General features: G+C 57.2%; 24 protein-coding genes, 1 other RNA gene and 1 other annotated feature. Of the genes, 19 read left to right on the plus strand and 6 right to left on the minus strand.

Features of this window, described 5'->3' with window-relative positions:
• Positions 1-183: 183 nt before the first annotated feature.
• From thrS to ihfA, 8 genes are all read left to right on the plus strand, one after another.
• Positions 184-2,112 carry a threonine--tRNA ligase gene (gene thrS, locus CYR55_RS01595; RefSeq protein ID WP_101814411.1) on the plus strand — a complete coding sequence of 643 codons (1,929 nt, stop codon included), beginning with the start codon at positions 184-186 and terminating at the stop codon, positions 2,110-2,112.
• Positions 2,113-2,115: 3 nt separating this feature from the next.
• A complete protein-coding gene (gene infC, locus CYR55_RS01600) occupies positions 2,116-2,667 on the plus strand; it encodes a translation initiation factor IF-3 (protein ID WP_101814412.1) in 552 nt (183 codons plus the stop codon).
• 96 nt (positions 2,668-2,763) lie between these two features.
• Complete coding sequence (gene rpmI, locus CYR55_RS01605; RefSeq protein WP_101814413.1) at positions 2,764-2,961, plus strand: 50S ribosomal protein L35; 198 nt, start codon at positions 2,764-2,766, stop codon at positions 2,959-2,961.
• Positions 2,962-3,001: 40 nt separating this feature from the next.
• A complete protein-coding gene (gene rplT / locus CYR55_RS01610; protein ID WP_013576134.1) occupies positions 3,002-3,358 on the plus strand; it encodes a 50S ribosomal protein L20 in 357 nt (118 codons plus the stop codon).
• Between the two features lie 112 nt (positions 3,359-3,470).
• Positions 3,471-3,595: a sequence feature (Phe leader region), on the plus strand.
• On the plus strand, positions 3,477-3,521 hold the full coding sequence (gene pheM / locus CYR55_RS24180; RefSeq protein WP_165699514.1) for a pheST operon leader peptide PheM: 45 nt from the start codon (positions 3,477-3,479) through the stop codon (positions 3,519-3,521). Its footprint overlaps the feature before it by 45 nt.
• A 125-nt stretch (positions 3,596-3,720) precedes the next feature.
• Positions 3,721-4,704, plus strand: coding sequence for a phenylalanine--tRNA ligase subunit alpha (pheS, locus tag CYR55_RS01615; RefSeq protein ID WP_101814414.1), 984 nt, complete (start codon positions 3,721-3,723; stop codon positions 4,702-4,704).
• 14 nt (positions 4,705-4,718) lie between these two features.
• Positions 4,719-7,106 (plus strand): phenylalanine--tRNA ligase subunit beta, encoded by a 2,388-nt coding sequence (pheT, locus tag CYR55_RS01620; protein WP_101814415.1) that lies wholly within the window; start codon positions 4,719-4,721, stop codon positions 7,104-7,106.
• A 4-nt stretch (positions 7,107-7,110) separates the two neighbouring features.
• Positions 7,111-7,407, plus strand: a complete 297-nt coding sequence (ihfA, locus tag CYR55_RS01625; protein ID WP_004717732.1) for an integration host factor subunit alpha — start codon at positions 7,111-7,113, stop codon at positions 7,405-7,407.
• A 324-nt stretch (positions 7,408-7,731) separates the two neighbouring features.
• Here ihfA and CYR55_RS23475 read toward each other — a convergent pair whose 3' ends face one another.
• Entirely contained in the window at positions 7,732-7,890 is a 159-nt protein-coding gene (locus CYR55_RS23475) for a hypothetical protein (RefSeq protein ID WP_165699496.1), read from the minus strand.
• 270 nt (positions 7,891-8,160) lie between these two features.
• Between CYR55_RS23475 and CYR55_RS01630 the strand changes: the two genes are divergently transcribed.
• The 8 genes from CYR55_RS01630 to CYR55_RS01665 all read left to right on the plus strand — a co-directional run bounded on the left by CYR55_RS01630 (position 8,161) and on the right by CYR55_RS01665 (position 15,543).
• Entirely contained in the window at positions 8,161-8,631 is a 471-nt protein-coding gene (locus CYR55_RS01630) for a DUF2502 domain-containing protein (RefSeq protein WP_165699515.1), read from the plus strand.
• 152 nt (positions 8,632-8,783) lie between these two features.
• Positions 8,784-9,812 (plus strand): vitamin B12 ABC transporter permease BtuC, encoded by a 1,029-nt coding sequence (gene btuC, locus CYR55_RS01635; RefSeq protein ID WP_101814417.1) that lies wholly within the window; start codon positions 8,784-8,786, stop codon positions 9,810-9,812.
• 76 nt (positions 9,813-9,888) lie between these two features.
• Positions 9,889-10,440 (plus strand): glutathione peroxidase, encoded by a 552-nt coding sequence (locus tag CYR55_RS01640; RefSeq protein ID WP_101814418.1) that lies wholly within the window; start codon positions 9,889-9,891, stop codon positions 10,438-10,440.
• A 2-nt stretch (positions 10,441-10,442) separates the two neighbouring features.
• On the plus strand, positions 10,443-11,198 hold the full coding sequence (gene btuD / locus CYR55_RS01645) for a vitamin B12 ABC transporter ATP-binding protein BtuD (RefSeq protein ID WP_101814419.1): 756 nt from the start codon (positions 10,443-10,445) through the stop codon (positions 11,196-11,198).
• A gap of 196 nt (positions 11,199-11,394) precedes the next feature.
• The gene (locus tag CYR55_RS01650; protein ID WP_101814420.1) at positions 11,395-11,868 is read left to right on the plus strand and encodes a C40 family peptidase; all 474 of its coding nucleotides are present in this window, start codon (positions 11,395-11,397) and stop codon (positions 11,866-11,868) included.
• A 26-nt stretch (positions 11,869-11,894) separates the two neighbouring features.
• Complete coding sequence (locus CYR55_RS01655) at positions 11,895-12,911, plus strand: lipoate--protein ligase (RefSeq protein ID WP_101814421.1); 1,017 nt, start codon at positions 11,895-11,897, stop codon at positions 12,909-12,911.
• Positions 12,912-13,283: 372 nt separating this feature from the next.
• The gene (locus CYR55_RS01660; RefSeq protein ID WP_101814422.1) at positions 13,284-14,012 is read left to right on the plus strand and encodes an EAL domain-containing protein; all 729 of its coding nucleotides are present in this window, start codon (positions 13,284-13,286) and stop codon (positions 14,010-14,012) included.
• An 88-nt stretch (positions 14,013-14,100) separates the two neighbouring features.
• Entirely contained in the window at positions 14,101-15,543 is a 1,443-nt protein-coding gene (locus tag CYR55_RS01665; protein ID WP_101814423.1) for a protein adenylyltransferase SelO, read from the plus strand.
• A gap of 63 nt (positions 15,544-15,606) precedes the next feature.
• On the opposite strand, the gene CYR55_RS01670 is transcribed toward CYR55_RS01665, so the two are convergent.
• Together CYR55_RS01670 and ppsR are read right to left on the minus strand one after the other, a co-directional pair.
• Positions 15,607-16,653: a 3-deoxy-7-phosphoheptulonate synthase gene (locus CYR55_RS01670; protein ID WP_101814424.1), complete on the minus strand. Its 1,047-nt coding sequence runs from the start codon at positions 16,651-16,653 to the stop codon at positions 15,607-15,609.
• A 179-nt stretch (positions 16,654-16,832) separates the two neighbouring features.
• Positions 16,833-17,654, minus strand: coding sequence for a posphoenolpyruvate synthetase regulatory kinase/phosphorylase PpsR (gene ppsR / locus CYR55_RS01675; RefSeq protein ID WP_101814672.1), 822 nt, complete (start codon positions 17,652-17,654; stop codon positions 16,833-16,835).
• Between the two features lie 390 nt (positions 17,655-18,044).
• Here ppsR and ppsA point away from each other — a divergent pair, with 390 nt between their 5' ends.
• Positions 18,045-20,426, plus strand: a complete 2,382-nt coding sequence (gene ppsA / locus CYR55_RS01685; protein ID WP_101814425.1) for a phosphoenolpyruvate synthase — start codon at positions 18,045-18,047, stop codon at positions 20,424-20,426.
• Positions 20,427-20,700: 274 nt separating this feature from the next.
• Here the strand turns inward: ppsA and rprA are convergent.
• An RNA gene (gene rprA, locus CYR55_RS01690) (antisense sRNA RprA) lies at positions 20,701-20,815 on the minus strand.
• A gap of 254 nt (positions 20,816-21,069) precedes the next feature.
• Positions 21,070-22,173, minus strand: coding sequence for an AI-2E family transporter YdiK (gene ydiK, locus CYR55_RS01695; RefSeq protein WP_101814426.1), 1,104 nt, complete (start codon positions 22,171-22,173; stop codon positions 21,070-21,072).
• A 308-nt stretch (positions 22,174-22,481) separates the two neighbouring features.
• Here ydiK and ydiJ point away from each other — a divergent pair, with 308 nt between their 5' ends.
• Positions 22,482-25,535, plus strand: a complete 3,054-nt coding sequence (ydiJ, locus tag CYR55_RS01700) for a D-2-hydroxyglutarate dehydrogenase YdiJ (protein ID WP_101814427.1) — start codon at positions 22,482-22,484, stop codon at positions 25,533-25,535.
• The gene (locus tag CYR55_RS01705; protein ID WP_101814428.1) at positions 25,532-25,951 is read left to right on the plus strand and encodes a hotdog fold thioesterase; all 420 of its coding nucleotides are present in this window, start codon (positions 25,532-25,534) and stop codon (positions 25,949-25,951) included. Before ydiJ ends, CYR55_RS01705 begins: the two co-directional genes overlap by 4 nt.
• A 19-nt stretch (positions 25,952-25,970) precedes the next feature.
• On the opposite strand, the gene CYR55_RS01710 is transcribed toward CYR55_RS01705, so the two are convergent.
• Positions 25,971-26,375: a hypothetical protein gene (locus CYR55_RS01710; RefSeq protein ID WP_101814429.1), complete on the minus strand. Its 405-nt coding sequence runs from the start codon at positions 26,373-26,375 to the stop codon at positions 25,971-25,973.
• Between the last annotated feature and the right edge of the window lie 455 nt (positions 26,376-26,830).

Below are 26,830 nucleotides of genomic sequence, written 5' to 3' on the forward strand. Positions count from 1 at the left end.
AAATTAATTAGTGTTACTATCCGCAGGCTGCCGGCGGCTCAGCCCGCCGCCAGCCTTGTTGCCCGTATGGATGGAAATGTAACAATTGTGGGTTAGATTTTTGTCCATGCGTTGAAAATACACTCAAATTTATTACTGCATGTGAACTGTCGTGTGGTTCACCACTGTAGATAAGGAATTATCATGCCTGTTATTACTCTTCCTGATGGAAGCCAGCGTCACTATGACCGTGCCGTATCCCCGATGGATGTGGCCCTGGATATCGGCCCCGGCCTGGCGAAAGCCTGTATTGCCGGCCGCGTAAACGGGGAGCTGGTTGATGCCGGTGACCTGATCGAGACCGACGCCCAGCTTGCCATCATCACCGCCAAAGACCCGGAAGGCCTGGAAATCCTGCGCCACTCCTGTGCGCACCTGCTGGGGCACGCCATCAAACAGCTGTGGCCGGACACCAAAATGGCTATCGGCCCGGTGATTGATAACGGCTTCTATTATGATGTCGATATCGACCGCACGCTGACCCAGGAAGATCTGGATCTGCTGGAAAAGCGGATGCATGAGCTGGCGGACAAAGACTACGACGTCATCAAGAAGAAAGTGAGCTGGCAGGAGGCGCGTGATACCTTCGCCGCCCGCGGTGAAACTTACAAGATGGCGATCCTGGATGAGAATATCAGCCATGATGACCATCCCGGTCTTTACCATCACGAAGAGTACGTGGACATGTGCCGCGGCCCGCACGTGCCGAACATGCGTTTCTGCCACCACTTCAAACTGCAGAAAACCTCCGGCGCTTACTGGCGTGGTGACAGCAACAATAAGATGCTGCAACGCATCTACGGGACGGCCTGGGCAGACAAGAAACAGCTGAACGCCTACCTGCAACGTCTGGAAGAGGCGGCCAAGCGTGACCACCGCCGCATCGGCAAGCAGCTTGATCTCTACCATATGCAGGAAGAGGCGCCGGGTATGGTGTTCTGGCATAACGATGGCTGGACCATCTTCCGTGAACTGGAAGCCTTTGTGCGCATGAAGCTCAAAGCGTACCAGTACCAGGAAGTGAAAGGCCCGTTCATGATGGACCGCGTGTTGTGGGAAAAAACCGGGCACTGGGACAACTATAAAGAGGCGATGTTTACCACCTCCTCAGAAAACCGTGAATATTGCATCAAGCCGATGAACTGCCCGGGCCACGTGCAGATCTTCAACCAGGGCCTGAAATCCTACCGTGACCTGCCGCTGCGTATGGCGGAATTCGGCAGTTGCCACCGTAATGAGCCGTCCGGTGCGTTGCATGGCCTGATGCGCGTGCGCGGCTTTACGCAGGATGATGCCCACATCTTCTGTACTGAAGATCAGGTGCGTGATGAGGTGAATGCCTGCATCAAGATGGTGTACGACATGTACAGCACCTTCGGTTTTGAAAAAATTGTGGTAAAATTGTCCACCCGCCCGGAAAAACGCATCGGTTCCGATGAGATGTGGACCCGTGCCGAAGACGATCTGGCCGCCGCCCTGACTGAAAATGCGATCCCGTTTGACTACCAGCCGGGTGAGGGCGCGTTCTACGGACCGAAAATTGAATTTACCCTGTATGATTGTTTGGATCGTGCGTGGCAGTGTGGTACCGTGCAGCTCGACTTCTCTCTGCCAGGCCGTTTGAGCGCCTCGTATGTCGGAGAGAACAATGACCGCCAGGTCCCGGTCATGATTCACCGTGCCATCCTTGGGTCGATGGAGCGTTTCATCGGTATCCTTACCGAAGAGTACGCCGGCTTCTTCCCGACCTGGCTGGCACCGGTGCAGGTTGTGGTGATGAACATTACTGACAGCCAGGCAGAGTACGTTGAAGAAGTGACCAAAAAATTGCAGGAAGTCGGCATTCGCGTGAAAGCGGACTTGAGAAACGAGAAGATAGGCTTTAAAATTCGTGAACACACGTTGCGTCGTGTTCCCTACATGTTGGTTTGCGGTGATAAAGAGGTGGAAACAGGCAAAGTTGCCGTTCGCACCCGCCGTGGAAAAGACCTGGGGAGCCTGGACGTCAACGAAGTCGTAGACAAACTGCTCAGCGAGATACGCAGCAGAAGTCTTCATCAACTGGAGGAATAAAGTATTAAAGGCGGAAAAAGAGTTCAACCGGCGCGTCCGAATCGCATTAACAGAGAAATTCGCGCCCAAGAAGTGCGCCTTACAGGCGTCGATGGCGAGCAGATTGGTATTGTCAGTCTGAATGAAGCTCTTGAGAAAGCTGAGGAAGCAGGCGTTGATTTAGTGGAAATCAGCCCAAATGCCGAACCGCCGGTCTGCCGCGTGATGGATTACGGCAAATTCCTCTACGAGAAGAGCAAGTCCACCAAAGAACAGAAGAAAAAACAAAAAGTTATTCAGGTCAAGGAAATCAAATTCCGGCCTGGTACCGATGATGGCGACTATCAGGTCAAACTGCGCAACCTGGTTCGCTTTCTGGAAGATGGCGATAAAGCCAAAATCACCCTGCGTTTCCGCGGGCGTGAAATGGCGCACCAACAGATCGGTATGGAAGTGCTTAACCGCGTCCGTAAAGACCTGTGTGAAGATTCTGATTTGGCCGTTGTCGAGTCCTTCCCTTCGAAGATCGAAGGCCGTCAGATGATTATGGTGCTCGCACCTAAGAAGAAACAGTAAGGCTTCCAAGTAATAAGTCCCGCGCTGCGTTCGCGTAGCGTGGGATTTTTTCGCCTTCTGGTTCGTTGTAATTAACAATGCGAAGTGGAAATTAAAATGCCAAAGATCAAAACCGTACGTGGCGCCGCTAAACGCTTTAAAAAGACCGCCAACGGTGGTTTCAAGCGTAAGCACGCTAACCTGCGTCATATTCTGACCAAAAAAGCTACTAAGCGTAAACGTCATCTGCGTCCTAAAGGCATGGTATCTAAGAGTGATCTTGGCCTTGTCGTCGCATGTCTGCCGTACGCATAATTACACTTTTTTTAATCAAGAATAATACTCAGGAGAGCATATGGCTCGCGTAAAACGTGGTGTGATTGCACGTGCACGTCACAAAAAAATCTTAAAACAGGCGAAAGGTTACTACGGTGCCCGTTCGCGCGTATATCGTGTTGCATTCCAGGCTGTTATCAAAGCTGGTCAATACGCTTACCGTGACCGTCGTCAAAAGAAACGTCAGTTCCGTCAACTGTGGATTGCGCGTATCAACGCCGCAGCCCGTCAGAACGACATGTCTTACAGCAAATTCATTAACGGCCTGAAAAAAGCCTCTATTGAAATTGACCGTAAGATTCTGGCTGACATCGCAGTCTTCGACAAAGTGGCCTTCAGCGCACTGGTTGAGAAAGCGAAAGCAGCACTGGCGTAAGTCAGTTAAAAGAGGGAGCTTGCTCCCTCTTTTACGTTGTAATTTAAAGAGAATGTTTGACATTCTGCCCCGCAAAACCTGACAATAGCCGCCAGCTGATTTTTAAGGCACGCCCAACATGAATACTGTTGTTTTCCGCTTCTTTTTTTACTTTAGCACCTGATCTCAGGGGGCTTCTGCGCGTAAGAGAAGAAACGGAAAACAGCGCCAAGCCTCCCTCGCGGAGGCTTTTTTTTTGGCGTTAAAGGCAGGCATGATGCCACATCTTTTAAGGAATCAGCAGGTTACAGGCGCGGGTCATCGTTGACCGGCGAAAATAATAAACAGACATCGGGCCATTTGGCCAGAAGAAGAGGAAAGCAATGCCACATCTCGCAGAGCTGGTTGCCAATGCCAAGGCAGCCGTAGAAGATGCCAAGGATGTTGCCGCGTTGGAGTTGGTACGCGTCGAATATTTAGGCAAGAAGGGCCATTTTACCTTACAGATGCAATCACTGCGTGAGCTGCCGCCGGAAGAGCGCCCGGCGGCCGGTGCAGTGATTAACGATGCCAAGCAGCAGGTGCAGGAAGCCCTGAATGCCCGTAAGCAAAGCCTGGAGAGTGCTGCGCTGAATGCACGGCTGGCAGAAGAGACCATTGATGTCTCCCTGCCGGGGCGCCGGATGGAAAATGGCGGCCTGCACCCGGTCACCCGCACTATTGACCGTATTGAGCAGTTCTTTGGCGAGCTGGGCTTCTCTGTGGCAACCGGCCCGGAGATTGAAGATGACTATCACAACTTCGATGCGCTGAACATTCCGGGCCACCACCCGGCCCGTGCTGACCATGACACCTTCTGGTTTGATGCCACGCGCCTGCTGCGTACCCAAACCTCCGGCGTACAGATCCGTACCATGAAAGCCCAGCAGCCGCCTATCCGCATCATTGCGCCGGGCCGCGTTTACCGTAACGACTACGACCAGACGCACACGCCGATGTTCCACCAGATGGAAGGGCTGATCATTGATAAAGATATCAGCTTCACCAACCTGAAAGGCACGCTGCATGACTTCCTGAATAACTTCTTTGAGGCCGATCTGCAGATCCGTTTCCGTCCTTCCTATTTCCCGTTCACCGAACCCTCCGCGGAAGTGGACGTGATGGGGAAAAACGGCAAATGGCTGGAAGTGCTGGGCTGCGGCATGGTGCACCCGAATGTTCTGCGCAATGTCGGCATTGACCCGGAAGTCTATTCCGGCTTCGCCTTCGGCATGGGTATGGAGCGCCTGACCATGTTGCGTTACGGCGTGACCGATCTGCGTGCATTCTTCGAAAACGATCTGCGTTTCCTCAAACAGTTTAAGTAAGGCGGGAATATCACATGAAATTCAGTGAACTCTGGTTGCGTGAGTGGGTAAACCCAGCCATCAGCAGCAATGAACTGGCCGAGCAAATCACCATGGCCGGCCTGGAAGTGGACGGCGTGGAGCCGGTTGCCGGGGCGTTTCACGGCGTGGTGGTGGGGCATGTTGTAGAGTGCGGCCAGCACCCGAATGCAGACAAACTGCGCGTCACCAAAGTCAATGTGGGCGGCGATCGCCTGCTGGACATCGTCTGCGGCGCGCCAAATTGCCGTCAGGGCCTGAAAGTGGCAGTGGCCACTGTGGGCGCCGTACTGCCGGGCGACTTCAAAATCAAGGCCGCGAAACTGCGTGGCGAACCGTCTGAAGGCATGCTCTGCTCTTTCTCCGAGCTGGGTATTTCTGACGATCACAACGGCATCATTGAATTGCCGGAAGAGGCGCCGATCGGTACCGACATCCGTGAATTCCTGAAGCTCAATGACAACACCATCGAAATTAGCGTGACGCCAAACCGCGCTGATTGCCTGAGCCTGATCGGTGTGGCGCGTGACGTAGCGGTGAATAACCAGCTGGCGCTGAACACACCGGAAATGGCACCGGTAGCCGCGACGCTTACCGATACGCTGCCGATCAAGGTTGAAGCCACCGAAGCCTGCCCACGCTATCTGGGCCGGGTGGTGAAGGGCATCAATGTGAAAGCGGCAACCCCGCTATGGATGCGTGAGAAGCTGCGTCGCTGCGGTATCCGCTCTATCGACCCGGTGGTGGATGTCACCAACTATGTGCTGCTCGAACTGGGCCAGCCGATGCATGCGTTCGACCTCGATCGCATTGACGGCGGTATCGTGGTGCGAATGGCACAACCGGATGAGACGCTGGTATTACTGGACGGCACCGAAGTCAAACTGCGTGATGACACGCTGGTGATTGCCGATCACCAGAAAGCGCTGGCAATGGGCGGCATTTTTGGGGGTGAACATTCCGGTGTGAATGGCGAGACCCAAAATGTGCTGCTGGAGTGTGCCTTCTTTGACCCGCTGGCGATTACCGGCCGTGCGCGCCGTTACGGCCTGCATACTGACGCCTCGCACCGCTATGAGCGTGGCGTAGATCCGGCTCTGCAACCCCAGGCTCTGGAGCGCGCAACGGCGCTGCTGCTGGCCATCTGCGGCGGTCAGGCCGGCCCGGTGATTGACGTCACCCATGAGGCGAGCCTGCCGCGCCCGGCCACCATTACCCTGCGCCGTGAAAAACTCAATCGCCTGATCGGTATTCAGGTAGAAGACCATCAGGTCAGTGACATCCTGACCCGTCTTGGCTGCATCGTCACCGCCATCGACGACGGCTGGCAGGCGGTGGCCCCAAGCTGGCGCTTTGACATGCAGATCGAAGAGGATCTGGTGGAAGAGGTGGCGCGCGTTTACGGCTACAACAACATCCCGGACGTGCCGGTCAGGGCGAACCTGGAGATGACCACGCACCGCGAAGCCGATTTGTCGCTGAAGCGCGTGAAAACCATGCTGGTGGATCGCGGCTATCAGGAAGCGATCACCTACAGCTTTGTTGACCCGAAAGTGCAGGCGTTGCTGCATCCGGGGGAAGAGGCGCTGATTCTGCCAAGCCCGATCTCGGTAGAGATGTCCGCGATGCGCCTCTCCCTGTGGACAGGCCTGCTTTCTGCGGTGGTGTATAACCAGAATCGCCAGCAGGGGCGCGTGCGCCTGTTTGAAAGCGGCCTGCGTTTTGTGCCTGATAGTTCGGCAGATCTCGCTATCCGGCAGGATCTCATGCTGGCAGGTGTGATTGCCGGCCATCGCTATGAAGAGCACTGGGATCTGGCGCGCCAGCCGGTTGACTTCTACGATATGAAGGGTGATCTCGAAGCAATTCTGGATCTTACCGGTAAGGCAGCGGACATTCAGTTCCGCGCTGAGGCCAATCCGGCGCTGCATCCGGGCCAGAGTGCCGCGATTTATTTACAGGGCGAACGTATTGGTTTCATTGGGGTCGTGCACCCGGAGCTGGAGCGCAAGCTGGATCTGAACGGCCGCACCATCGTGTTTGAAATGCTGTGGAATAAGGTCGCAGACCGCGCCCTGCCTGACGCGAGCGAGATTTCGCGCTTCCCGGCAAACCGCCGTGACATCGCAATTGTAGTGGCAGAAAACGTTCCCGCAGACGATATTTTGGTCGAATGTAAGAAAGTTGGCGCAAATCAGGTAGTTGGCGTAAACTTGTTTGATGTGTACCGTGGCAAGGGCGTGGCAGACGGTTTTAAGAGCCTGGCTATCAGTCTGGTATTGCAGGATACCGCTCGTACACTGGAAGAAGAGGAGATCGCCGCTACCGTTGCAAAATGTGTAGAGGCTCTGAAACAGCGATTCCAAGCATCCTTGAGGGATTGAACCTATGGCGCTTACTAAAGCTGAAATGTCAGAACACCTGTTTGAAAAGCTCGGGCTGAGCAAACGGGATGCCAAAGACCTGGTGGAGTTGTTCTTCGAAGAAGTACGCCGTGCTTTGGAAAATGGAGAACAAGTCAAGTTGTCGGGGTTTGGCAACTTTGATCTGCGCGACAAAAACCAACGTCCGGGCCGTAACCCGAAAACGGGCGAGGACATTCCGATTACGGCGCGTCGTGTGGTCACTTTCCGTCCGGGGCAGAAGTTAAAAAGCCGGGTAGAAAATGCGACGCCAAAAGAGTAAGCACTCACCCTGTTAAAAAAGGCCGCCTTGTGCGGCCTTTTTCTTTTTACGTTGCCGGTCATCCCTAAAAAATATTCGCCGCCTTTTTCGCCATTCTTTTTTTAGCATGCGGTGCTTTTTTTATTTGCCTATAGAAACGTAAATTAACTTCAGGATTATTCTGATGTATGTAAAGAAAAAATAAAGGCAGGGCGGCAGGAATAAAATACGAAGGGAATAAAAGCAAAGAAATAAAAAAGGGAGCGTGGCTCCCTTTATAGTCTGATACTTAATACCGATCTATGCTGCATTAAGTCAAATAAACCGGCTATTGTGTGTCGGCGCTTAGCGATCGAAACGCATGCCCGGGCCACCGCCGCCGTGGCCGCCACCACCATGGCCGCCGCCCCAGCCACCGCCGCCGCCAGGAGGCGGGAACAGGCAACCGGAAAGAGAAGTGACTACCAGAGCAACACCAAACATAGCAATTAATTTACGCATCATTTTTATAACCCTCTAATTGAAAGCATGCTCAGTATAAAAGCGGTAATAAATAAAGCACGTAAGCTTATCGTTAAGAGTTGTTAAAGGGGATGCGGATTAATCCCCGGCTAAAAATAAAAGGTAACGGGCCGTTGAGTGTAAGGATTTTGTAAGATCAATGAAATGGATGTGCAAATGCGCTATCTGCCGATAGCGGGAAAAATAAAGAGTTGATATAAGAAGCCATGCCTAAATAAATAAGGTGAGCATAAAATGAAAACTTCTTCTTTACTGCTGCGTAGTGTGGTGTTGTGCGGCGTTCTGGCGCTGCCGGCAATTGCGCAGGCAGGCGTATCTCTTGATATTAATGTTCCTGGCGTGTCATTACATCTGGGTGATCAGGATAACCGGGGCTATTACTGGGACGGATACGACTGGCGCCCGCCACAGTGGTGGCATGAGCATAAAAACAAGCATATCGGTGACCGTAACGAACGCGGGCTCTATTGGAACGGTGGTGGCTGGCAGCCGCACCGTCCGCCACAGCGCGCCAACGGCCCACAGCATGATAACGGCCCGCGCGGCCATGACGAGCGTGGGCACAATGACCACGGCAATCCCGGTAATGGCAACCATGGCAACGGTAATCCCGGTAATCATGGTAACGGCAACAACGGCGATCGCGGTAATCACGGTGGCGATGATCACCGGGGCGGTAACGGCCAGCCGGTACCGCCACAGGATAATGGCCCGCGCCATTGATTCCGATGACAGATCTTCAGGCCGCGCAATGCGGTCTGATTTTTTTATGCCCGCACGTCATCGCTTTCCCCCTCTGGAGCTAACGCCCGCTTCCCGGTAGGATGGGGATCAATCCCATTGATTTACCGGCATTGCCGCCTCCGGATATTGTCATGTACCGCGCTCCGACTGCCTCTTCTGATCTGACTTTTTCCCACCTGATACGGCAGCAACGCCGCCGCGATCGCCGTGGGTTGATTTTGTTGGCGCTGGTGCTGGTGGGCGTGGTGGTGCTCAGCCTCAGTGCCGGGGACGCCTGGATCGGCCCGCGTCACTGGTGGGATGAGGGTGCCCGCCTGTTTGTCTGGCAGATCAGGCTGCCGCGAACGCTGGCGGTGCTGCTGGCCGGTGCGGCGCTGGCGATGGCGGGAGCCGTGATGCAATCACTGTTTGAAAACCCCCTGGCTGAGCCGGGGCTATTGGGCGTCGCCAACGGCGCAGGGGTGGCACTGGTGCTGGCGCTGCTGCTGGGGCAGGGGGTGTTGCCTGGCTGGCTCATCAGCCTGAGTGCGGTAGCTGGGGCGCTGATGGTCACCTTTTTGTTACTGATGGTTGCCCGGCGGCGCTTACTCAGCAATGCGCGGCTATTATTAGTCGGCGTGGCGCTGGGGATTGTCTGCAGCGCCGTGATGACCTGGGCCGTTTACTTCAGCACCGAACTCGATCTGCGCCAGCTTATGTACTGGATGATGGGCGGGTTCGGCGGGGTCGACTGGCAGCAGGGCTGGCTGATGCTGGGGTTGCTGCCGGTTACGCTCTGGCTTGGCGGTCAGGGCAATGCCCTGAACCTGCTGGCGTTGGGCGGTGTGCAGGCGCGGCAACTGGGGCTGGACGTCGCCCTGTGGCGCAGTCTGCTGGTGCTGGCCGTGGGCTGGCTGGTGGGGGTCAGCGTCGCGCTGGCGGGGGTGATTGGCTTTGTCGGGCTGGTTATTCCTCATATCCTGCGGCTCTGTGGGCTGACCGACCAGCGCCGCCTGCTGCCGGGCTGTGCGCTGGCCGGGGCGGCGATTCTGCTGCTGGCGGATGTGCTGGCCCGCACGCTGCTGCCTGCGGCGGAACTGCCGATTGGCGTGGTGACCGCCACCCTCGGCGCTCCGGTTTTTATCTGGTTACTGGTGCGGCTGAAAGAGCGGCAGGCGTAAGGCCGCCGTCCTACCGGTTTCCCTTTTCTCTGCGGCAGCATGCTGCCCGGAACACTCTGACAGAAGGACTGATGCGATGAATAAAGTTGAATTCTCTACTCCGCTGCAAACCATTGACGGTAAACCCACCACGCTGGAGGCGTACAAAGGGTCAGTGCTGCTGATTGTGAACGTTGCCTCGAAATGCGGGCTGACCAAACAGTATGAACAGCTGGAAGGGATCTATGAGGCATGGCACCCGCGCGGTTTTGAGGTGCTGGGCTTCCCAAGCAATGAGTTTGCCGGTCAGGAGCCGGGCAGTGAAGCAGAAATCCAGGCGTTTTGCAGCAGCACCTACGGCGTCACCTTCCCGATGTTCAGCAAAATTGAGGTCAATGGCGATCGCCGCCACCCGCTTTACCAGTCTCTGATTAATGCCTGCCCAACGGCCGTGCAGGCGGAGGGCAGTGAGTTCTATAACCGTCTCGCCAGCAAAGGCCGCGAACCGAAATTCTCCCAGGATATTCTGTGGAACTTCGAGAAATTCCTGGTGGGCCGTGACGGCACCGTGATCCAGCGCTTTGCGCCGGACATGGATCCGCAGGATCCGATCATTATGGAAGCCATCAAGATCGCACTGGCGAAATAGGGATGCTGGAACTCCGGCAATTTGCGGTGGCGGGGCGTCTCGCCCCGTTCAGTGCGGAGGTGGCCGCCGGCTGTCAGGTGCATCTGATTGGCCCGAACGGGGCCGGCAAAAGTTCCCTGCTGGCGGCCCTGGCCGGGGTAGCTGCCAGCGGGGGCGAGGCCCGGCTGGGCGGTGAACCGCTGCTCACACCGCATGGGCCGCAGCAGGCCGGGCGCCGGGCCTACCTGAGCCAGCAACAGCCACCGGTCTCTATGATGCCGGTGTTTCAGTATCTGGCCCTGCATCAGCCGCCGGGCAGCGCACCGCAGGCTGTTGAACGGGTCATCGCTTACCTTGCTGCCCAACTGCGTATGGCAGACAAACTGGCACGCCCGACCACGGCGCTCTCCGGCGGTGAGTGGCAACGGGTACGGCTGATGGCGGTACTGCTCCAAATCTGGCCGACGCTTAACCCACATGGGCGGCTGCTGCTGCTTGATGAGCCGGTCAACAGCCTCGACGTTGCCCAAAAAGCCGCGTTGGATCAGCTGATCGCTGAAGTGTGCGGCCACGGCCTGTGCGTTATCCTCAGCGCCCACGATCTCAACCACACCCTGCATCAGGCGGACACCGTCTGGCTGTTGCATCAGGGGCGGCTGGCGGCCGCCGGTTCCCCGGATGCCGTGATGCAACCGGCGCTGCTTGACCCGGTTTATGGCGTCACCTTCCAGCGTCATGCCGCCGCCGATCGCCAGTGGCTGATTACCCGTACCGCCTGAGCCCGGGGAATAAGCCAAATTTCGTGACGATACGGCATAAAATCCCTGCTTCCCGGCAAAATGCCTGTTTTTCCGTTGGAAAGGGGGAAAAATCAGGCTACATTGAGCAGCGCGCCCGCCGGCATTGATACGGGGGCAAGGAGATTTCCCCCGGGAAATGAGGTTTGTTCCGCTTCTCCATCAAGGATGTTCCGCCATGCGACGTTGGCCATTACTCATCTGTATTATTTTCATCAGCGGGGTATTAGTGGGGTGCAGCAGCCATGCGCCGCCGCCAAGCGGGCGTCTGGCGGATTCCATTACCGTGGTGGCAGAGCTTAACGACCAACTCCGGCAATGGCACGGCACCCCTTACCGTTATGGCGGCCTCAGCCAGGGCGGGGTGGACTGCTCCGGGTTTGTCTACCTCACTTTCCAGGATCGCTTTGATCTGCAACTGCCGCGTACCACCAAAGACCAGACCCACATCGGCACCAAAGTGTCGCGGGATGAGCTGCTGCCCGGTGATTTGATCTTCTTCAAGACCGGCAGTGGCGAAAATGGTCTGCATGTCGGCATTTATGACACGGATGACACCTTTATCCATGCCTCGACCAGCCAGGGGGTGACCCGTTCCTCCCTTGACAACGTTTACTGGAAGCGCGTCTATTGGCAGGCGCGGCGCATTTAGCACGCTTCCCAGCCCAAGGAGGGTACATGACGCCCCGTTTACGCTTACTGATCTCTGATTCCCATGACCCCTGGTTTAACCTGGCAGTGGAGGAGTGCATTTTCCGGCAGATGACCACCCAGCGGGTATTGTTCCTGTGGCGGAATGCGGAAACCGTGGTTATCGGGCAGGCGCAGAACCCGTGGAAAGAGTGCAATACCCGGCGCATGGAGCAGGACGGCATCAAACTGGCGCGCCGCAGCAGCGGGGGCGGGGCGGTGTTCCACGATCTCGGCAACACCTGCTTTACCTTTATGGCCGGCAAGCCGGAGTATGACAAAACCGTCTCGACCCAGATTATCCTCAATGCCTTGCAGTCGCTCGGCATTACGGCGTCGGCCTCAGGGCGTAACGATCTGGTGGTCAGCACGCCACAGGGGGAGCGGAAGATCTCCGGCTCTGCCTACCGGGAAACCGCCGATCGCGGCTTCCACCACGGTACCCTGTTGCTGGATGCCGATCTCAGCCGTCTGGCAGACTACCTTAACCCTGACATCAAAAAGTTACAGGCCAAGGGCATTACCTCGGTGCGCGGGCGGGTCGCCAACCTCAGCGAACTGCGCCCCGGCCTGACCCACCAGCAGATCTGTGACGCCGTGGCCGCCGCCTTTTTCAGCTGGTATGGCGAAGAGGTGGAGGCAGAGGTGATCTCCCCGGATGTTTTCCCCGATCTGCCGGGTTTCCCGGAACAGTTTGCCAGACAGAGCAGCTGGGCGTGGAATTTCGGCAAGGCCCCGGCGTTCAGCCACCTGCTGGAGGAGCGGTTCGTCTGGGGCGGTATTGACCTCTATCTGGACATTGAGCAGGGGCATATCAGCCGGGCGCAGCTGTTCACCGACAGCCTCCAGCCGGAGCCGTTTCAGGCGCTGGCCGGGCATCTGGTGGGCTGTGCTTACCAGAGTGACGCGGTGGCCGCCCGTTGCCTGGCGCTGGCCACCACCTATCCGCAGCAGCAGGCAGAACTCCAGGCATTGGCGGCGTGGCTGGCGCAGGTTTTAAGATAGCGGTTGCGGTAATGCGGTTTATGGCCACGAGAGTTAATGGCGGTAATAGTTAATGGCGATGCGATATTTTTCGGCGTGGTTCCCGGCAGGCGCCCCAGCCTGCCGGGACCCTTTTTCCCGGAAAACAGACGCCTGCCCATGCAGCCTAGAAGCGCGTGACTTTGTTGGTTATTTTTTATACAGTTAATGCTTAAATAAGTACGATGGTTTCATGAAAAGAAACAGCAAGATAAATTCTTAAAAAACCGGGCCCTCCTTTAAATTTTTCTTGGAAAACAACATAATGCTTTATATCCACGCATAACGCGTGCAGTGCGGCACGGCGCTGGCGTTTGCCGGAGGCGAGCGCCCCCATGCCTGTTCGGAACTGAAATGAAAATACAACGCGATACGACATTCATCAGCAGCTTTTTCTTCCAGCCTGTCTACACCTTGCAAGGTGCGCTGTTGGCCGTTGAACTGCTCGTGCGTTTTAACAGTGAAGACCATAAACTGAGCACCCCGACAGAACTGGTGATGAAGTCACTGGAGCGGCCACAGATTGTGGCGCTGCTGATGGAACAGATTGCCTGGGCCGAACAGCATGCTGACTGGTTCCGCCAGGTAGGAGTGCCGCTGAACCTGAATGTGGGTGAGGCGTGCGCCCGGGCTATCGTGCAGGAGCCGGTGCTGCGCCGCCATCTGAAAGCCTTGCCGTTTATCCACCTGGAGATTGCCGAGTCTTACCCGGCGCTCTCCAGCGGCAAACGTAACCCGGTGCTCTCGGCGCTACGCCGTGATTTTACCCTCTGGCTGGACAGCTTTGGCTCCGGCAACGCTACCCTGACCCCCCTGTTTGACGGGCTGTTCGATTACGTAAAAGTCGATAAGACCTTTTTCTGGCAGCTGGTGGATGGTGAACACTTCACTATCGTGATGCCTTCGCTTATCCGTAACGTTAACCGTTTCTGCCACGGCATTGTTATTGAAGGGGTCGATACCCCGGCCTATTTCAATGCGTTTTCTGAATTGCCGCTGGCCGGCGTGCAGGGCCAGCTCTGGCCCAGCCGGGATGGCAGCCAGCTTGATAGCCTGCTGCAAAAGCCGCCTGAATTCCGCTGAATTCTGCCGGTTATCACCTGCCCACCGGGCGTTGCCCGGTATGAATTCCCCGCCCGGCGTTCTACACTGTCAGCAGGGGGATACATTAATGCCACAATTTGATAATACCTACTTTACCCAACTACCGGGCTTCTACACCGCCCTGACACCCACCCCGCTGAAAGGCGCACGTCTGCTCTACCACAGTGAACCCCTGGCCCAGGATCTGGGGCTGGAGGCGTCATGGTTCAGCACGGAAAACACGCCGGTCTGGGCCGGGGAGCGCTTGCTGCCGGGTATGCAGCCGCTGGCGCAGGTCTACAGCGGCCACCAGTTCGGCGTCTGGGCCGGGCAGCTCGGCGACGGGCGCGGCATCCTGCTTGGCGAGCAGCAGCTCGGGGATGGCCGCCATGTTGACTGGCACCTGAAAGGGGCCGGGCTGACGCCTTATTCAAGGATGGGCGATGGCCGGGCGGTGGTGCGATCTGTGGTGCGTGAGTTTCTCGCCTCGGAGGCGCTGCACCATCTCGGCATCCCGACCACCCGTGCGCTGACCATTGTCACCAGCGATGAGCCGGTCTACCGCGAGCGGCAGGAGCGTGGTGCGATGCTGCTGCGGGTGGCCGAGAGCCACGTCCGCTTCGGCCATTTTGAGCACTTCTACTACCGTCAGCAGCCTGATCAGGTGCAACAGCTGGCAGATTACGTGATTGCCAAACACTGGCCGCAGTGGGCGCAGGCACCGGATCGCTATGCACGCTGGCTGACCGATGTGGTGGAGCGCACTGCGCGGCTGATGGCCCACTGGCAGACGGTCGGGTTCGCCCATGGCGTCATGAACACCGATAATATGTCGATCCTGGGCCTCACCATCGATTTCGGCCCGTTTGGTTTTCTTGATGATTATCAGCCCGGTTACATCTGCAACCACTCGGACTATCAGGGGCGCTACGCCTTTGACAACCAACCGGCGGTGGCCTTCTGGAACCTGCACCGGCTGGCGCAGGCGCTCTCTGACCTGATGCCGACGGAGGTGTTGCAGGAGGCGCTGAAAGCGTATGAGCCGGCGCTGATGGCGGCCTTCGGTGAAAAGATGCGTGCCAAGCTGGGGCTGTTTACCCAGAGCGCCAAAGACAACGACGTGCTGACCGGCCTGCTGAGCCTGATGGCCAAAGAGGGGCGGGATTACACTCGCACTTTCCGGTTACTGAGTGATGTGCAGCAGGATCAGGCGGTCTCCCCGCTGCGTGATGAGTTCATCGACCGTGAGGCGTTTGACCGCTGGTATCAGGGCTACCGTGAACGGCTGCGGGAGGAGGGTATCAGCGACGGCGAGCGCCAGCAGGCGATGAAAGCGGTGAACCCACGCATCATTCTGCGTAACTATCTGGCGCAACAGGCGATTGACGGCGCGGAGAAAGATGACATCAGCACCCTGACGCGGCTGCATCAGGCATTACGTGACCCGTACAGTGATGATCCGGCGTTTGATGATTTCGCTGCCCTGCCGCCGGACTGGGGCAAACACCTGGAGATCTCCTGTTCCAGCTGACCCGGAGACATAAAAAAGCCTTGCAGATGCAAGGCTTTTCCTTTTTATGGGGCAGGGCACCGGTCAGAAACGGCTGTCCACCGCATCGGCCAGCATCGCCAGCAGCGTTTTGCTGTCGCCCCAGTTAAGGCACGGGTCGGTAATCGACTGGCCATAGGTCAGCGGTTCTCCGGCGATCACCTGCTGGGTGCCCTCCACCAGGAAACTTTCCGCCATGATCCCGGCAATCTGGGTGCTGCCGCGGCGGATCTGGCCGCAGATGTCTTCTGCTACCTCAAGCTGACGCCGGTGGACTTTCTGGCAGTTACCGTGGCTGAAATCCACCACCAGCCGCTCCGGCAAGGCGAATTCGCGCAGGTTGTCACACGCCTGCTGGAGGTATTCCGCCCGGTAATTCGGCGTCTTGCCGCCGCGCATAATTACATGGCCGTAAGGGTTGCCGGTGGTCTGGTAGACCGTCATCTGGCCGTTCTTGTCCGGTGACAGGAACATGTGTGGCGCGCGGGCGGCGCGGATGGCGTCAATGGCGATGCGGGTATTGCCGTCTGTGCCGTTTTTAAAGCCCACCGGGCAGGAGAGCGCCGAGGCCATTTCGCGGTGGATCTGGCTCTCGGTCGTGCGTGCGCCAATCGCCCCCCAGCTGATGAGGTCAGCAATATACTGCCCGATCACCATATCCAGGAACTCTGTGGCGGTCGGCAGGCCCAGTTCATTCACGGCCAGCAACAAACGGCGCGCCAGCTCAATGCCCTGGTTAACCTGATAGCTGCCGTCCAGGTGCGGATCAGAGATCAGCCCCTTCCAGCCCACCACCGTGCGCGGCTTCTCAAAATAGGTGCGCATCACGATCTCCAGCCGATCCTGATAGCGGATACGCAGTTCATTGAGTTGTTGGGCATAGTCAATGGCGGCTTCCACATCATGGATGGAGCAGGGGCCAATCACCACCAACAGGCGCTTATCCGCGCCGCTGATAATCTGTTCAATACGTTGACGCGCGCCGGTCACGCTCTGGGCCACCGCCGCAGAAACCGGCAGGCGATCGGCCAGGGTTTGCGGGGTGATCAGGCTGTCGATGCGCGTGGTCCGCAATTCATCGGTTTTGTTCATAACGATCTCAAATTGGGTCTTCGCTGCGGCAGGAATGCCGGGAAGTGATGGCGATCACAATAAAGCAAATGGCGATGATTTCAACCATCTGTGATGCGTTATGCAGGCAGTATTGACGCGACAACGTGAAAAGTAGCGAAAAACGTGCGCCGGCAGGCGTATGCCTGCCGGGCCAGCGATCAGAACAGGCGGCGGCTCATGCCGAAGCTGTCGAGGATTTTGGTGGAGATCTCTTCCACCGAATAGTTGGTGCTGTTGAGGTAACGGATCTGGTGTTTGCGGAACAGCGCTTCCACTTCCGCCACTTCCATCCGGCACTGGCGCAGAGAGGCGTAACGGCTGTTCTCGCGCCGCTCCTCACGGATTGCCGCCAGCCGCTCCGGGTTAATAGTCAGCCCAAACAGCTTGCTCTGGTAAGGGCGCAGCGCGGCGGGTAACTGGATGTTGTCCATGTCATCGGCGGTAAACGGGTAGTTGGCGGCACGCACGCCGAACTGCATCGCCAGATAGAGGCTGGTGGGCGTTTTGCCGCAGCGGGAGACGCCGAGCAAAATCACCTGCGCCTGATCGAGGTTACGCAACGAAATGCCGTCATCGTGCGCCAGGGTGTAGTCAATGGCGGCAATACGCGCATCATATTTACCGAGGTTGCTTTCGGTCAGGCCATGGGTACGGTTGGCCACCGGCGTGGGGTCAACGCCCAGCTCCTGCTGCAAGGGCGCCACCAGCGCCTGCACAATGTCCTGGCAGAAGCCCGCGCTGCCATTGATGATGTCCCGCACGGCCGGGGAGATGATGGAGTAAAACACCAGCGGGCGGACGCCGCTTTTCTGGTAGATCTCATTAATCTGCTGGCAGACGGCCCGGGCGCGCCCTTCGTTTTCCACGAAAGGCAGGGAAAAAATGGTCGCCTTCACCGGAAATTGTGACAGCACCGCATGGCCCAGCACCTCTGCCGTGATGGCCGTTCCGTCTGAGATATAGAACACACACCTTTCCACATCCATCTCCTTGTCTGTTTTATGGCCGACACCGGCCCTGAAACCAGTCTGGCACAGCATAAAATTTCAGGCGAATGAAACCCTTTGTTACGTGAAATCCCGCTGCAGCTCGCCTGTTAACGAAGGAACATTTATTCCTTTATTAAGGGTAAGGAAAATTTAATTTCACTTAGGGGCACTTTTCAGGGAAAAACCCCGTCGATCAAGCAATTGTCGCTTTTTAGTCCCGGCAGAAACAGCGCGGATTAATCCTAAAGCGTTGGGATTGAGAGAGTTGTATCGATTCACCCATCCAATCGATATGGATCAATGTGCTAGGCTGGAATCGCTGAATAATCAGCCAGAAATGCTTCCATTTGTATCTTACTGAATGTCAAAAGGATTGCTTCGATGTCCAATAAAGAGTCTGACGTGCGTAATATCCTCTGGTACAACCAGCTTGGTATGCATGACGTGGATAAAGTGGGCGGTAAAAATGCCTCCCTGGGTGAAATGATCACTAACCTGTCTGAGCTGGGTGTCTCTGTGCCCAACGGCTTTGCCACCACGGCCGGGGCGTTTAATGAGTTTCTGGATCAGAGCGGCGTCAACCAGCGTATCTATCAACTGCTCGACCAGACCGATATTGATGATGTCACCCAACTGGCAAAAGCGGGCAACCAGATCCGCCAGTGGATTATCGAAACACCTTTCCAGCCCTCCCTTGAACAGGCGATCCGCGAGGCGTATGAAACGCTCTCCGCCGATGATGCCGATGCTTCGTTTGCCGTGCGCTCCTCCGCGACAGCAGAAGATATGCCGGATGCCTCCTTTGCCGGTCAGCAGGAGACTTTCCTCAACGTACAGGGATTTGACGCGGTGCTGGTGGCCGTGAAGCATGTGTTCGCTTCCCTGTTTAACGATCGTGCCATCTCCTACCGGGTGCATCAGGGCTATGACCACCGCGGCGTAGCGCTGTCGGCCGGGGTGCAGCGGATGGTGCGCTCCGATCTGGCAGCCTCCGGCGTGATGTTCACTATTGATACCGAGTCAGGCTTTGATCAGGTGGTGTTCATCACCGCCGCCTATGGCCTGGGTGAAATGGTGGTGCAGGGCGCGGTGAACCCGGATGAGTTCTACGTGCATAAACCCACGCTGGCCAATGGCCGCCCGGCGATTGTCCGCCGTACGCTGGGGTCGAAAAAGATCCGCATGGTCTACGCCGACAGCCAGGAGCACGGCAAACAGGTGCAGATTGAGGATGTGCCGGAAGAACAGCGCGGGCGCTTCTGCCTGACCAATGAGGAAGTACAGGCGCTGGCGCAGCAGGCGGTGCTGATCGAGCAGCACTATAAACGGCCCATGGACATTGAGTGGGCCAAAGATGGCCACACCGGCAAGCTGTTTATTGTGCAGGCCCGCCCGGAAACCGTGCGCTCCAACGGCCAGGTGATGGAGCGCTACCAGCTCAACACCAGCGGTAAGGTGCTGGTGGAAGGGCGCGCCATCGGCCACCGCATCGGGGCCGGCCCGGTTAAAGTCATCCATGACATCAGTGAGATGAACCGCATCCAGCCCGGCGACGTGCTGGTGACTGACATGACCGACCCGGACTGGGAACCGATCATGAAAAAAGCCTCCGCGATTGTGACCAACCGCGGCGGCCGTACCTGCCATGCGGCAATTATTGCCCGTGAGCTGGGCATTCCGGCGGTGGTCGGGTGTGGGGACGCCACCGAGCGCCTGCAGGAGAACCAGAAGGTCACGGTCTCCTGTTCAGAAGGCGACACCGGTTACGTCTACAGTGAGATGCTGGACTTCAGCGTACACAGTTCAGAAATTGATGAGTTGCCGCCGCTGCCGCTGAAAATCATGATGAACGTTGGTAACCCGGATCGCGCCTTTGATTTTGCCTGCCTGCCGAATGAAGGCGTTGGGCTGGCGCGCCTGGAGTTCATCATCAACCGCATGATTGGCGTTCACCCGCGCGCCTTGCTGGAGTTTGACCAGCAGGAACCGGCGTTGCAGGCGGAAATCAAAGGACTGATGCAGGGGTATGACAACCCGGTGGAGTTCTACGTGGCCCGCCTGACCGAAGGGATCGCTACGCTGGGGGCCGCCTTCTGGCCGAAACGCGTGATCGTGCGCCTCTCTGACTTCAAGTCCAATGAATATGCCAACCTGGTGGGCGGCGAGAAATATGAGCCGCATGAGGAAAACCCGATGCTGGGCTTCCGTGGGGCCGGCCGCTATGTCTCTGAGAGTTTCAAACCCTGCTTCGCGCTGGAGTGTGAGGCGATGAAGCGGGTGCGCAATGATATGGGGCTGACCAACGTGGAAGTTATGGTGCCGTTTGTGCGCACCGTGGCGCAGGCGGAAGCGGTGGTCGCTGAACTGGCGGCGCAGGGGCTGAAACGCGGCGAGAATGGGCTGAAAGTAATCATGATGTGTGAAATTCCGTCCAATGCCCTGCTGGCCGACCAGTTCCTGGACCACTTTGACGGCTTCTCCATCGGCTCCAATGACATGACCCAGCTGGCGCTGGGACTGGACCGCGACTCAGGCGTGGTCTCAGAGCTGTTCGATGAGCGTAACGAGGCCGTGAAAGCGCTGCTGGCGATGGCGATTCAGGCCGCCAAACGGCAGGGTAAATATGTGGGCATCTGTGGGCAGGGGCCGTCCGACCATCAGGATTTCGCGGCCTGGCTGATGGAGCAAGGGATCGACAGCCTGTCGCTTAACCCCGATACCGTGGTACAGACCTGGCTGGCACTGGCAGAAAAGCCGGCGTAATTCACCAACGCACACCACGGCGCAGGCCGTGGTGTTTTTGCACCGGCGTCCGCACTATCTCATCCCGGCAGGGGCTGTAAACCGATTTACTTATCAGCCTTTTTTTTCAGGCATTCTCTTTTTACGCACGTGTTTCAGCATAAAAATAAAATATCATCACACCGGAAATAAAATCTGCGCTTTTTTATCGCCACCCGCAATTAAGAGGGCCGGTTTTTTATGACACCGGTTTTTTTAAAGTGCTGTGGAATTATCCGTTTAGCGGCTGAAAAACCAAAAAAAAAGCCCATCATAGGATGACGGGCAAAGACTACACACAGCAATTCGATGATTCTCTATACTCACTCAGGGGAAAGGTTGTATATAAATCAGTGGGTTGAAATCCGAATTACCAACAATACTAGAGAGATGGGGCAGTGGAGTCTTTAAGAATCATCCTAATCATTCTGGCATTGTGAGATAAATGATTACGATGACTTAAGGGTTTCAAAGCAGACAAAATATTTATAATGATAAATAAACCGGTTTCCCAACAGGTATCTTACTCTTTTATCAACAGTCGGCCAGGTCAGGCCCGTTGAGAAATAACAGAGGAAGAGTGGGAACGGATTCAGCAAAGCTACTTAATCCGCCCCAAATTTTTTTATTTTAATTCATCCAGACTGTGCGCGGCATCACGAATATCTTTTTCCGGTTCCGGGGCTTCACTGACCCACACGGAGATTAACCGGTAAGAAACCGCCAGCACCACCGGCCCGATAAACAGCCCGATCATGCCAAATGCCAGCAACCCGCCAATAACGCCGGAGAGAATCAGAATCATCGGCAAATCGGCGCCCATCCGGATCAATAACGGGCGCAGGACGTTATCCAACGTGCCGACAATGCAGCTCCAGACCAGCAGTACCGTGCCCCAGGTGGTATCACCAGACCAGTAGAGCCAGATGATCGCCGGGATCAGCACCAGCAACGGCCCCAGTTGCGCCACACACAGGATAAACATCAGCACCGTCAGTAACGTGGCGTAAGGGATGCCGGCAATCGCCAGCCCGACACCGCCCAGCACCGCCTGGACAATCGCCGTCACTACCACGCCGAGTGCCACGGCTCGGATCGCCTGGCCGGCCAGCACCACCGCCGCGTCACCGCGCTCTGCGGCCAGACGGTAAGCGAAATGGCGGATCCCCATGCCAACCTGCTCACCACGGCTGTAGAGCAGGGCACTGAACAGCACCATCAGCGCACAGTGCATAATGAAGCGGCCGAGGTGGGCGGCCTGAATCCCGACCCAGCTGGCTGTGCGGCCGATATATGGTTGCAGCTTCGCCACCAGCGCGCTGCCGCCGCCATCCAGCAGGCTGTGCCAGCCGTTATAGAACTTGTTGCCCACCATCGGGATATCACGCAGCCATTCCAGTGTCGGCAGGTGCAGTTGCGAAGGATCGTTGGCAAGCGCCATCAGCGGTGCGCCATTTTCAATCGCACTGTTCACCAGCAGGGCAATCGGCAACACAAACAGCAGGATCAGCAGCAGGGTCATTACCACCACCGCCAGCGATCGCCGGCCCCACAGCAGCGCCTGCAATCTCAACAGCAGCGGCCAGGTGGCGATCACCACCATACTGGCCCAGGCGAACCCCAGGATGAAGGGCTGCACCACCCAGATACTGGCGATGGTCATCAACGAGATGAACAACACGCCAAACATAATCTGAGGCAGATCATAGTTCTTATTCGAATACATCATGGAAGGATCTCATCTCAATAAAAGGCAACAATGCCAACATCTAACCGCTGAATCATGACGCATTATAAGAGTTTTTTCCTGCCGCAAGGATGATTAGTTGCAAACGCCTGCGGCGGAAAAGTTTATGGTAAGGTGACGGCGCGCAGAAAAAAGAAGTGTGGTAATTTTCTGTAGCACTGCGTGTGCCGCATGCCGTTATTCCTATAACAATAATACGGAGAAGGCTCGGCAAACGGGAAGGGCCTGTGCATCCGCTTTTCCGGCGGATCAGGCGTGAACACAACCTCACACGGACAGGGTCAACAGCAATGATCCCACAGATTTCTCAGGCACCGGGGCTTATTCAGCGTGTGCTCGACTTTTTGGAAGCATTAAAGAAAAACGGCTTTAACGGCGACACCGCCACCAGCTATGCCGACCGCCTGATCATGGCCACTGACAACAGCGTCTACCAGCTGATGCCGGACGCGGTGGTGTTTCCGCGCTCCACGGCGGATGTGGCCCTGCTGGCGCGCCTGGCTGCCGAAGAGCGTTTCCGTTCACTGGTCTTTACCCCGCGCGGCGGCGGTACCGGCACCAACGGGCAGGCCCTCAACAGCGGGATCGTGGTGGACATGTCGCGCTATATGAACCGCATCCTCGACATCAACACCGAGCAGGGCTGGGTCAAAGTAGAGGCGGGGGTTATCAAAGATCAGCTCAACGCCTACCTGAAACCTTTCGGCTACTTTTTCTCACCGGAACTCTCCACCAGCAACCGCGCCACGCTGGGCGGCATGATCAATACCGATGCTTCCGGGCAGGGCTCGCTGGTGTACGGCAAAACCTCTGACCATGTACTGGGGCTGCGCGCGGTGCTGCTTGGCGGCGAAATCCTCGATACCCGCGCGATGCCCACCGCGCTGGCGGAGCATCTGGCGAAAGAGGACTCCCCAACCGGCACCATCTACCGCACGGTGCTGACGCGTTGCCGTGAGCAGCGCAACCTGATCCTGGAAAAATTCCCGAAGCTGAACCGATTCCTCACCGGCTACGACCTGCGCCATGTGCTGAGTGACGATCTCCAGACCTTTGACCTGACGCGCATCCTCACCGGTGCCGAAGGCACGCTGGCCTTTATTACCGAGGCGCGTCTCGACATCACGCCGATCCCCAAAGTGCGCCGGCTGGTGAACATCAAATATGACTCCTTTGACTCCGCGTTGCGCAATGCGCCGTTTATGGTGCGTGCCAACGCGCTCTCCGTGGAGACGGTGGATTCCAAAGTGCTTAACCTGGCCCGTGAGGACATCGTCTGGCATTCGGTGAAAGCGCTGATCAAAGATGTGCCGGACAAAGAGATGCTGGGCCTGAACATCGTGGAGTTCGCTGGTGACGATCATGACCTGATCGAAAACCAGGTCACGGATCTCTGTTCCCAGCTCGACGGGCTGATGTCTGACGGCAAGGATGGGGTGATCGGCTATCAGGTATGCGGGGAACTGGCTGACATTGAGCGTATTTATGCGATGCGCAAAAAAGCGGTGGGGCTGCTCGGCAATGCCAAAGGGCAGGCCAAGCCGCTGCCGTTTGCAGAGGATACCTGCGTGCCGCCCCAGCACCTGGCCGATTACATCGTGGAGTTCCGCGCGCTGCTCGACAGCTACGACCTCAGCTACGGCATGTTCGGCCACGTGGACGCCGGGGTGCTGCATGTGCGCCCGGCGCTGGACATGTGCGACCCGCGCCAGGAGGTGTTGCTGAAGCAGATCTCCGATCAGGTGGTGGCGCTGACCGCCAAATATGGCGGTTTGTTGTGGGGCGAGCACGGCAAAGGCTTTCGCGCCGAATACAGCCCGGCCTTCTTTGGCGAGGAACTCTTTACCGAGTTGCGCCGCATCAAAGCCGCCTTTGACCCGGACAACCGCCTCAACCCCGGCAAGATCTGCGCCCCACTGGGCAGTGATGAACCAATGATGCGGGTGGATGCGGTGAAGCGCGGCACCTTTGACCGGCGCATCCCGCTGGCGGTGCGGACGTCGTTCCGCGGCGCGATGGAGTGCAACGGCAACGGCCTCTGCTTTAACTTCGATGTGAAAAGCCCGATGTGCCCGTCGATGAAGATTACCGGCAACCGCATCCACTCGCCGAAGGGGCGGGCCGGGCTGGTGCGCGAGTGGCTGCGGCTGCTGGCGGAGCAGGGCGTCGACCCGCTGGAGCTGGAGAAACGGCTGGCGGAAAACCGCATCAGCCTGCGCGGTATGATTGAGAAAATGCGCAACAGCTGGCATGCCAACAAAGGCGAGTATGACTTCTCCCACGAAGTGAAAGAGGCGATGTCCGGCTGCCTGGCCTGCAAAGCCTGTTCCACGCAGTGCCCGATCAAGATTGACGTGCCGGGCTTCCGGGCGCGTTTCCTCCAGCTTTACCACACCCGTTACCTGCGCCCGGCGCGTGACCACCTGGTGGCCGGCGTCGAAAGCTACACCCCGCTGATGGCGAAAGCGCCGCGGGTGTTTAACTTCTTCTTTAAACAGCCGTGGGTGCGCGAAATGAGCCGCAATGCACTCGGCATGGTGGACCTGCCGCTGCTCTCCAGCCCGACGCTGAAGCAGCAGCTGATTGGCCACCGCGCCGTGACCATGACGCTGGAACAGCTGGAGAGCGTGCCGAAAAGCCAGCGCCATGAGTATGTGCTGATAGTGCAGGACCCGTTCACCAGCTTCTACGATGCGGAAGTGGTCAGCGATCTGGTCTATCTGGTGGATAAGCTGGGGCTGAAACCGGTGCTGTTGCCGTTTGCGCCAAACGGCAAGGCCCAGCATATCAAAGGGTTCCTGGTGCGCTTTGCGAAAACTGCCGCCAAAACCGCCGACTTCCTCAACCGCATCGCCCAGCTGGATATGCCGATGGTGGGGGTCGACCCGGCGCTGGTGCTCTGTTACCGCGAAGAGTACCGCGAGATCCTGGGCAGCCGCCGCGGCAGCTTCCAGGTGCAACTGGTGCATGAGTGGCTGCAACAGGCGCTGGCCGCGCGGCCGGTGCAGCAGATCAGCGGGGAGTCCTGGTACCTGTTCGGCCACTGCACGGAAACCACCTCGCTGCCCTCCAGCAGCCAGCAATGGGCCGATATTTTTGCCCGTTTCGGGGCGAAGCTGGAGAACATCAGCGTCGGCTGTTGCGGCATGGCGGGCACCTATGGCCATGAAGCGAAAAACATCGCCAACTCGTTAGGGATCTATGAACTCTCCTGGCATCAGTCACTGCAACGGCTGCCGCGCCAGCGCTGCCTGGCGACCGGCTATTCGTGCCGCAGCCAGGTGAAACGCATCGAGGGCAACGGGTTGCGCCACCCGCTGCAGGCGCTGCTGGAGCTGGTATGACGCTGTGGAAACGCGCGGCAACGCTGGAGGCGCTCAACCAAATGAGCGCCGGGTGCATGGTCGGGCATCTGGGGATTGTGTTTACCCGGCTGGAACCTGACCGGCTGGAAGCGACCATGCCGGTGGACAGCCGGACCACCCAGCCGTTCGGGTTGCTGCACGGCGGGGCATCGGTGGTGCTGGCGGAAACGCTGGGATCGGTGGCTGGTTACCTGTGCACGGAAGGCGAGCAGCAGGTGGTCGGTCTGGAGGTGAACGCCAACCACCTGCGCGGCGTGCGTCAGGGGAAGGTGCACGGCGTCTGCCGGGCGTTGCACTGCGGGCGCAGCCATCAGGTATGGCAGATCGATATTTATGATGATGAGGGGCGGCAGTGCTGTACGGCACGGCTGACCACGGCCGTGCGGGGCAGTTAACGGCCCCGTACGGTGGGGGTTACAGCGGGTTAGGGACGCGCTTAACAAAATCGTTCTGGAACGCGGTGGCTTTTTCCCAGATACCAAGCTGGGCGTAATGCTGGCAGATCAGTTTCAGCGTATGGCGTGCGAAGTGGTAGCACTGAACCCGGAACAGGTAAGCGCGCGCCGGGTTGTTGATTTCAATGATCAGCCGGTTATGGAGTTTGCATAATGCATGCAGGTAACTTTCGTCATCGCCGTTCATCCCGCAGAGGTTGGCCATCTCCAGGCACAGGCGGTTAAAGCGGGTCAGTTGTTCAATGTCCGCCTCAGGACGCTTCAGGGCCGCGTCGGCCATATAAAAGTCTACGGTCGCATCGCGCACCTGAAACTTATACTCATCGATTTTGCCCTGCAGCCAGGCATTGAGGGAGGCCGTCATAGGTGTTTCGCCCGTCATGAATGATAATGATTATCATATTCATAAAAATAGCGCCGATCAATGGTTGCCTGAGTACTTTTTCGCCCCCATTTAACCAGAATCTCACATCCCTTTTTAAACCGGTTTCGCTTCATAGTCAGGCACTGTAAGATAAATAGGTATTGCCAATGAATGTTTAATAACCAATGCGCGGTCTATTGTGTTACATGAGATATACCGGAAAGCATTAATCTGTTAACATTAAATTTACAACGATTTCAACGCGTTCGGCCCGGCAGGCCAGAGGCACGCATCCTGGCATAGCCAGCCCGGCCCGCCTGTTGCCCCGTCAGGAAAGCCCTAATCGGTATACCCTCTCAAAACAAGAGGTTGAAGTGATTATTCTTATCACTAAGATGGTCGCTATGCGGCAGCGCTTCCTGACCGGTACTCTTCCTCGGGTCAGCGCCGGTACA

Origin of the sequence: Chimaeribacter californicus (assembly GCF_002858675.1) — a bacterium.
In the GTDB taxonomy this organism is placed as follows: Bacteria; Pseudomonadota; Gammaproteobacteria; order Enterobacterales; family Enterobacteriaceae; genus Chimaeribacter; species Chimaeribacter californicus.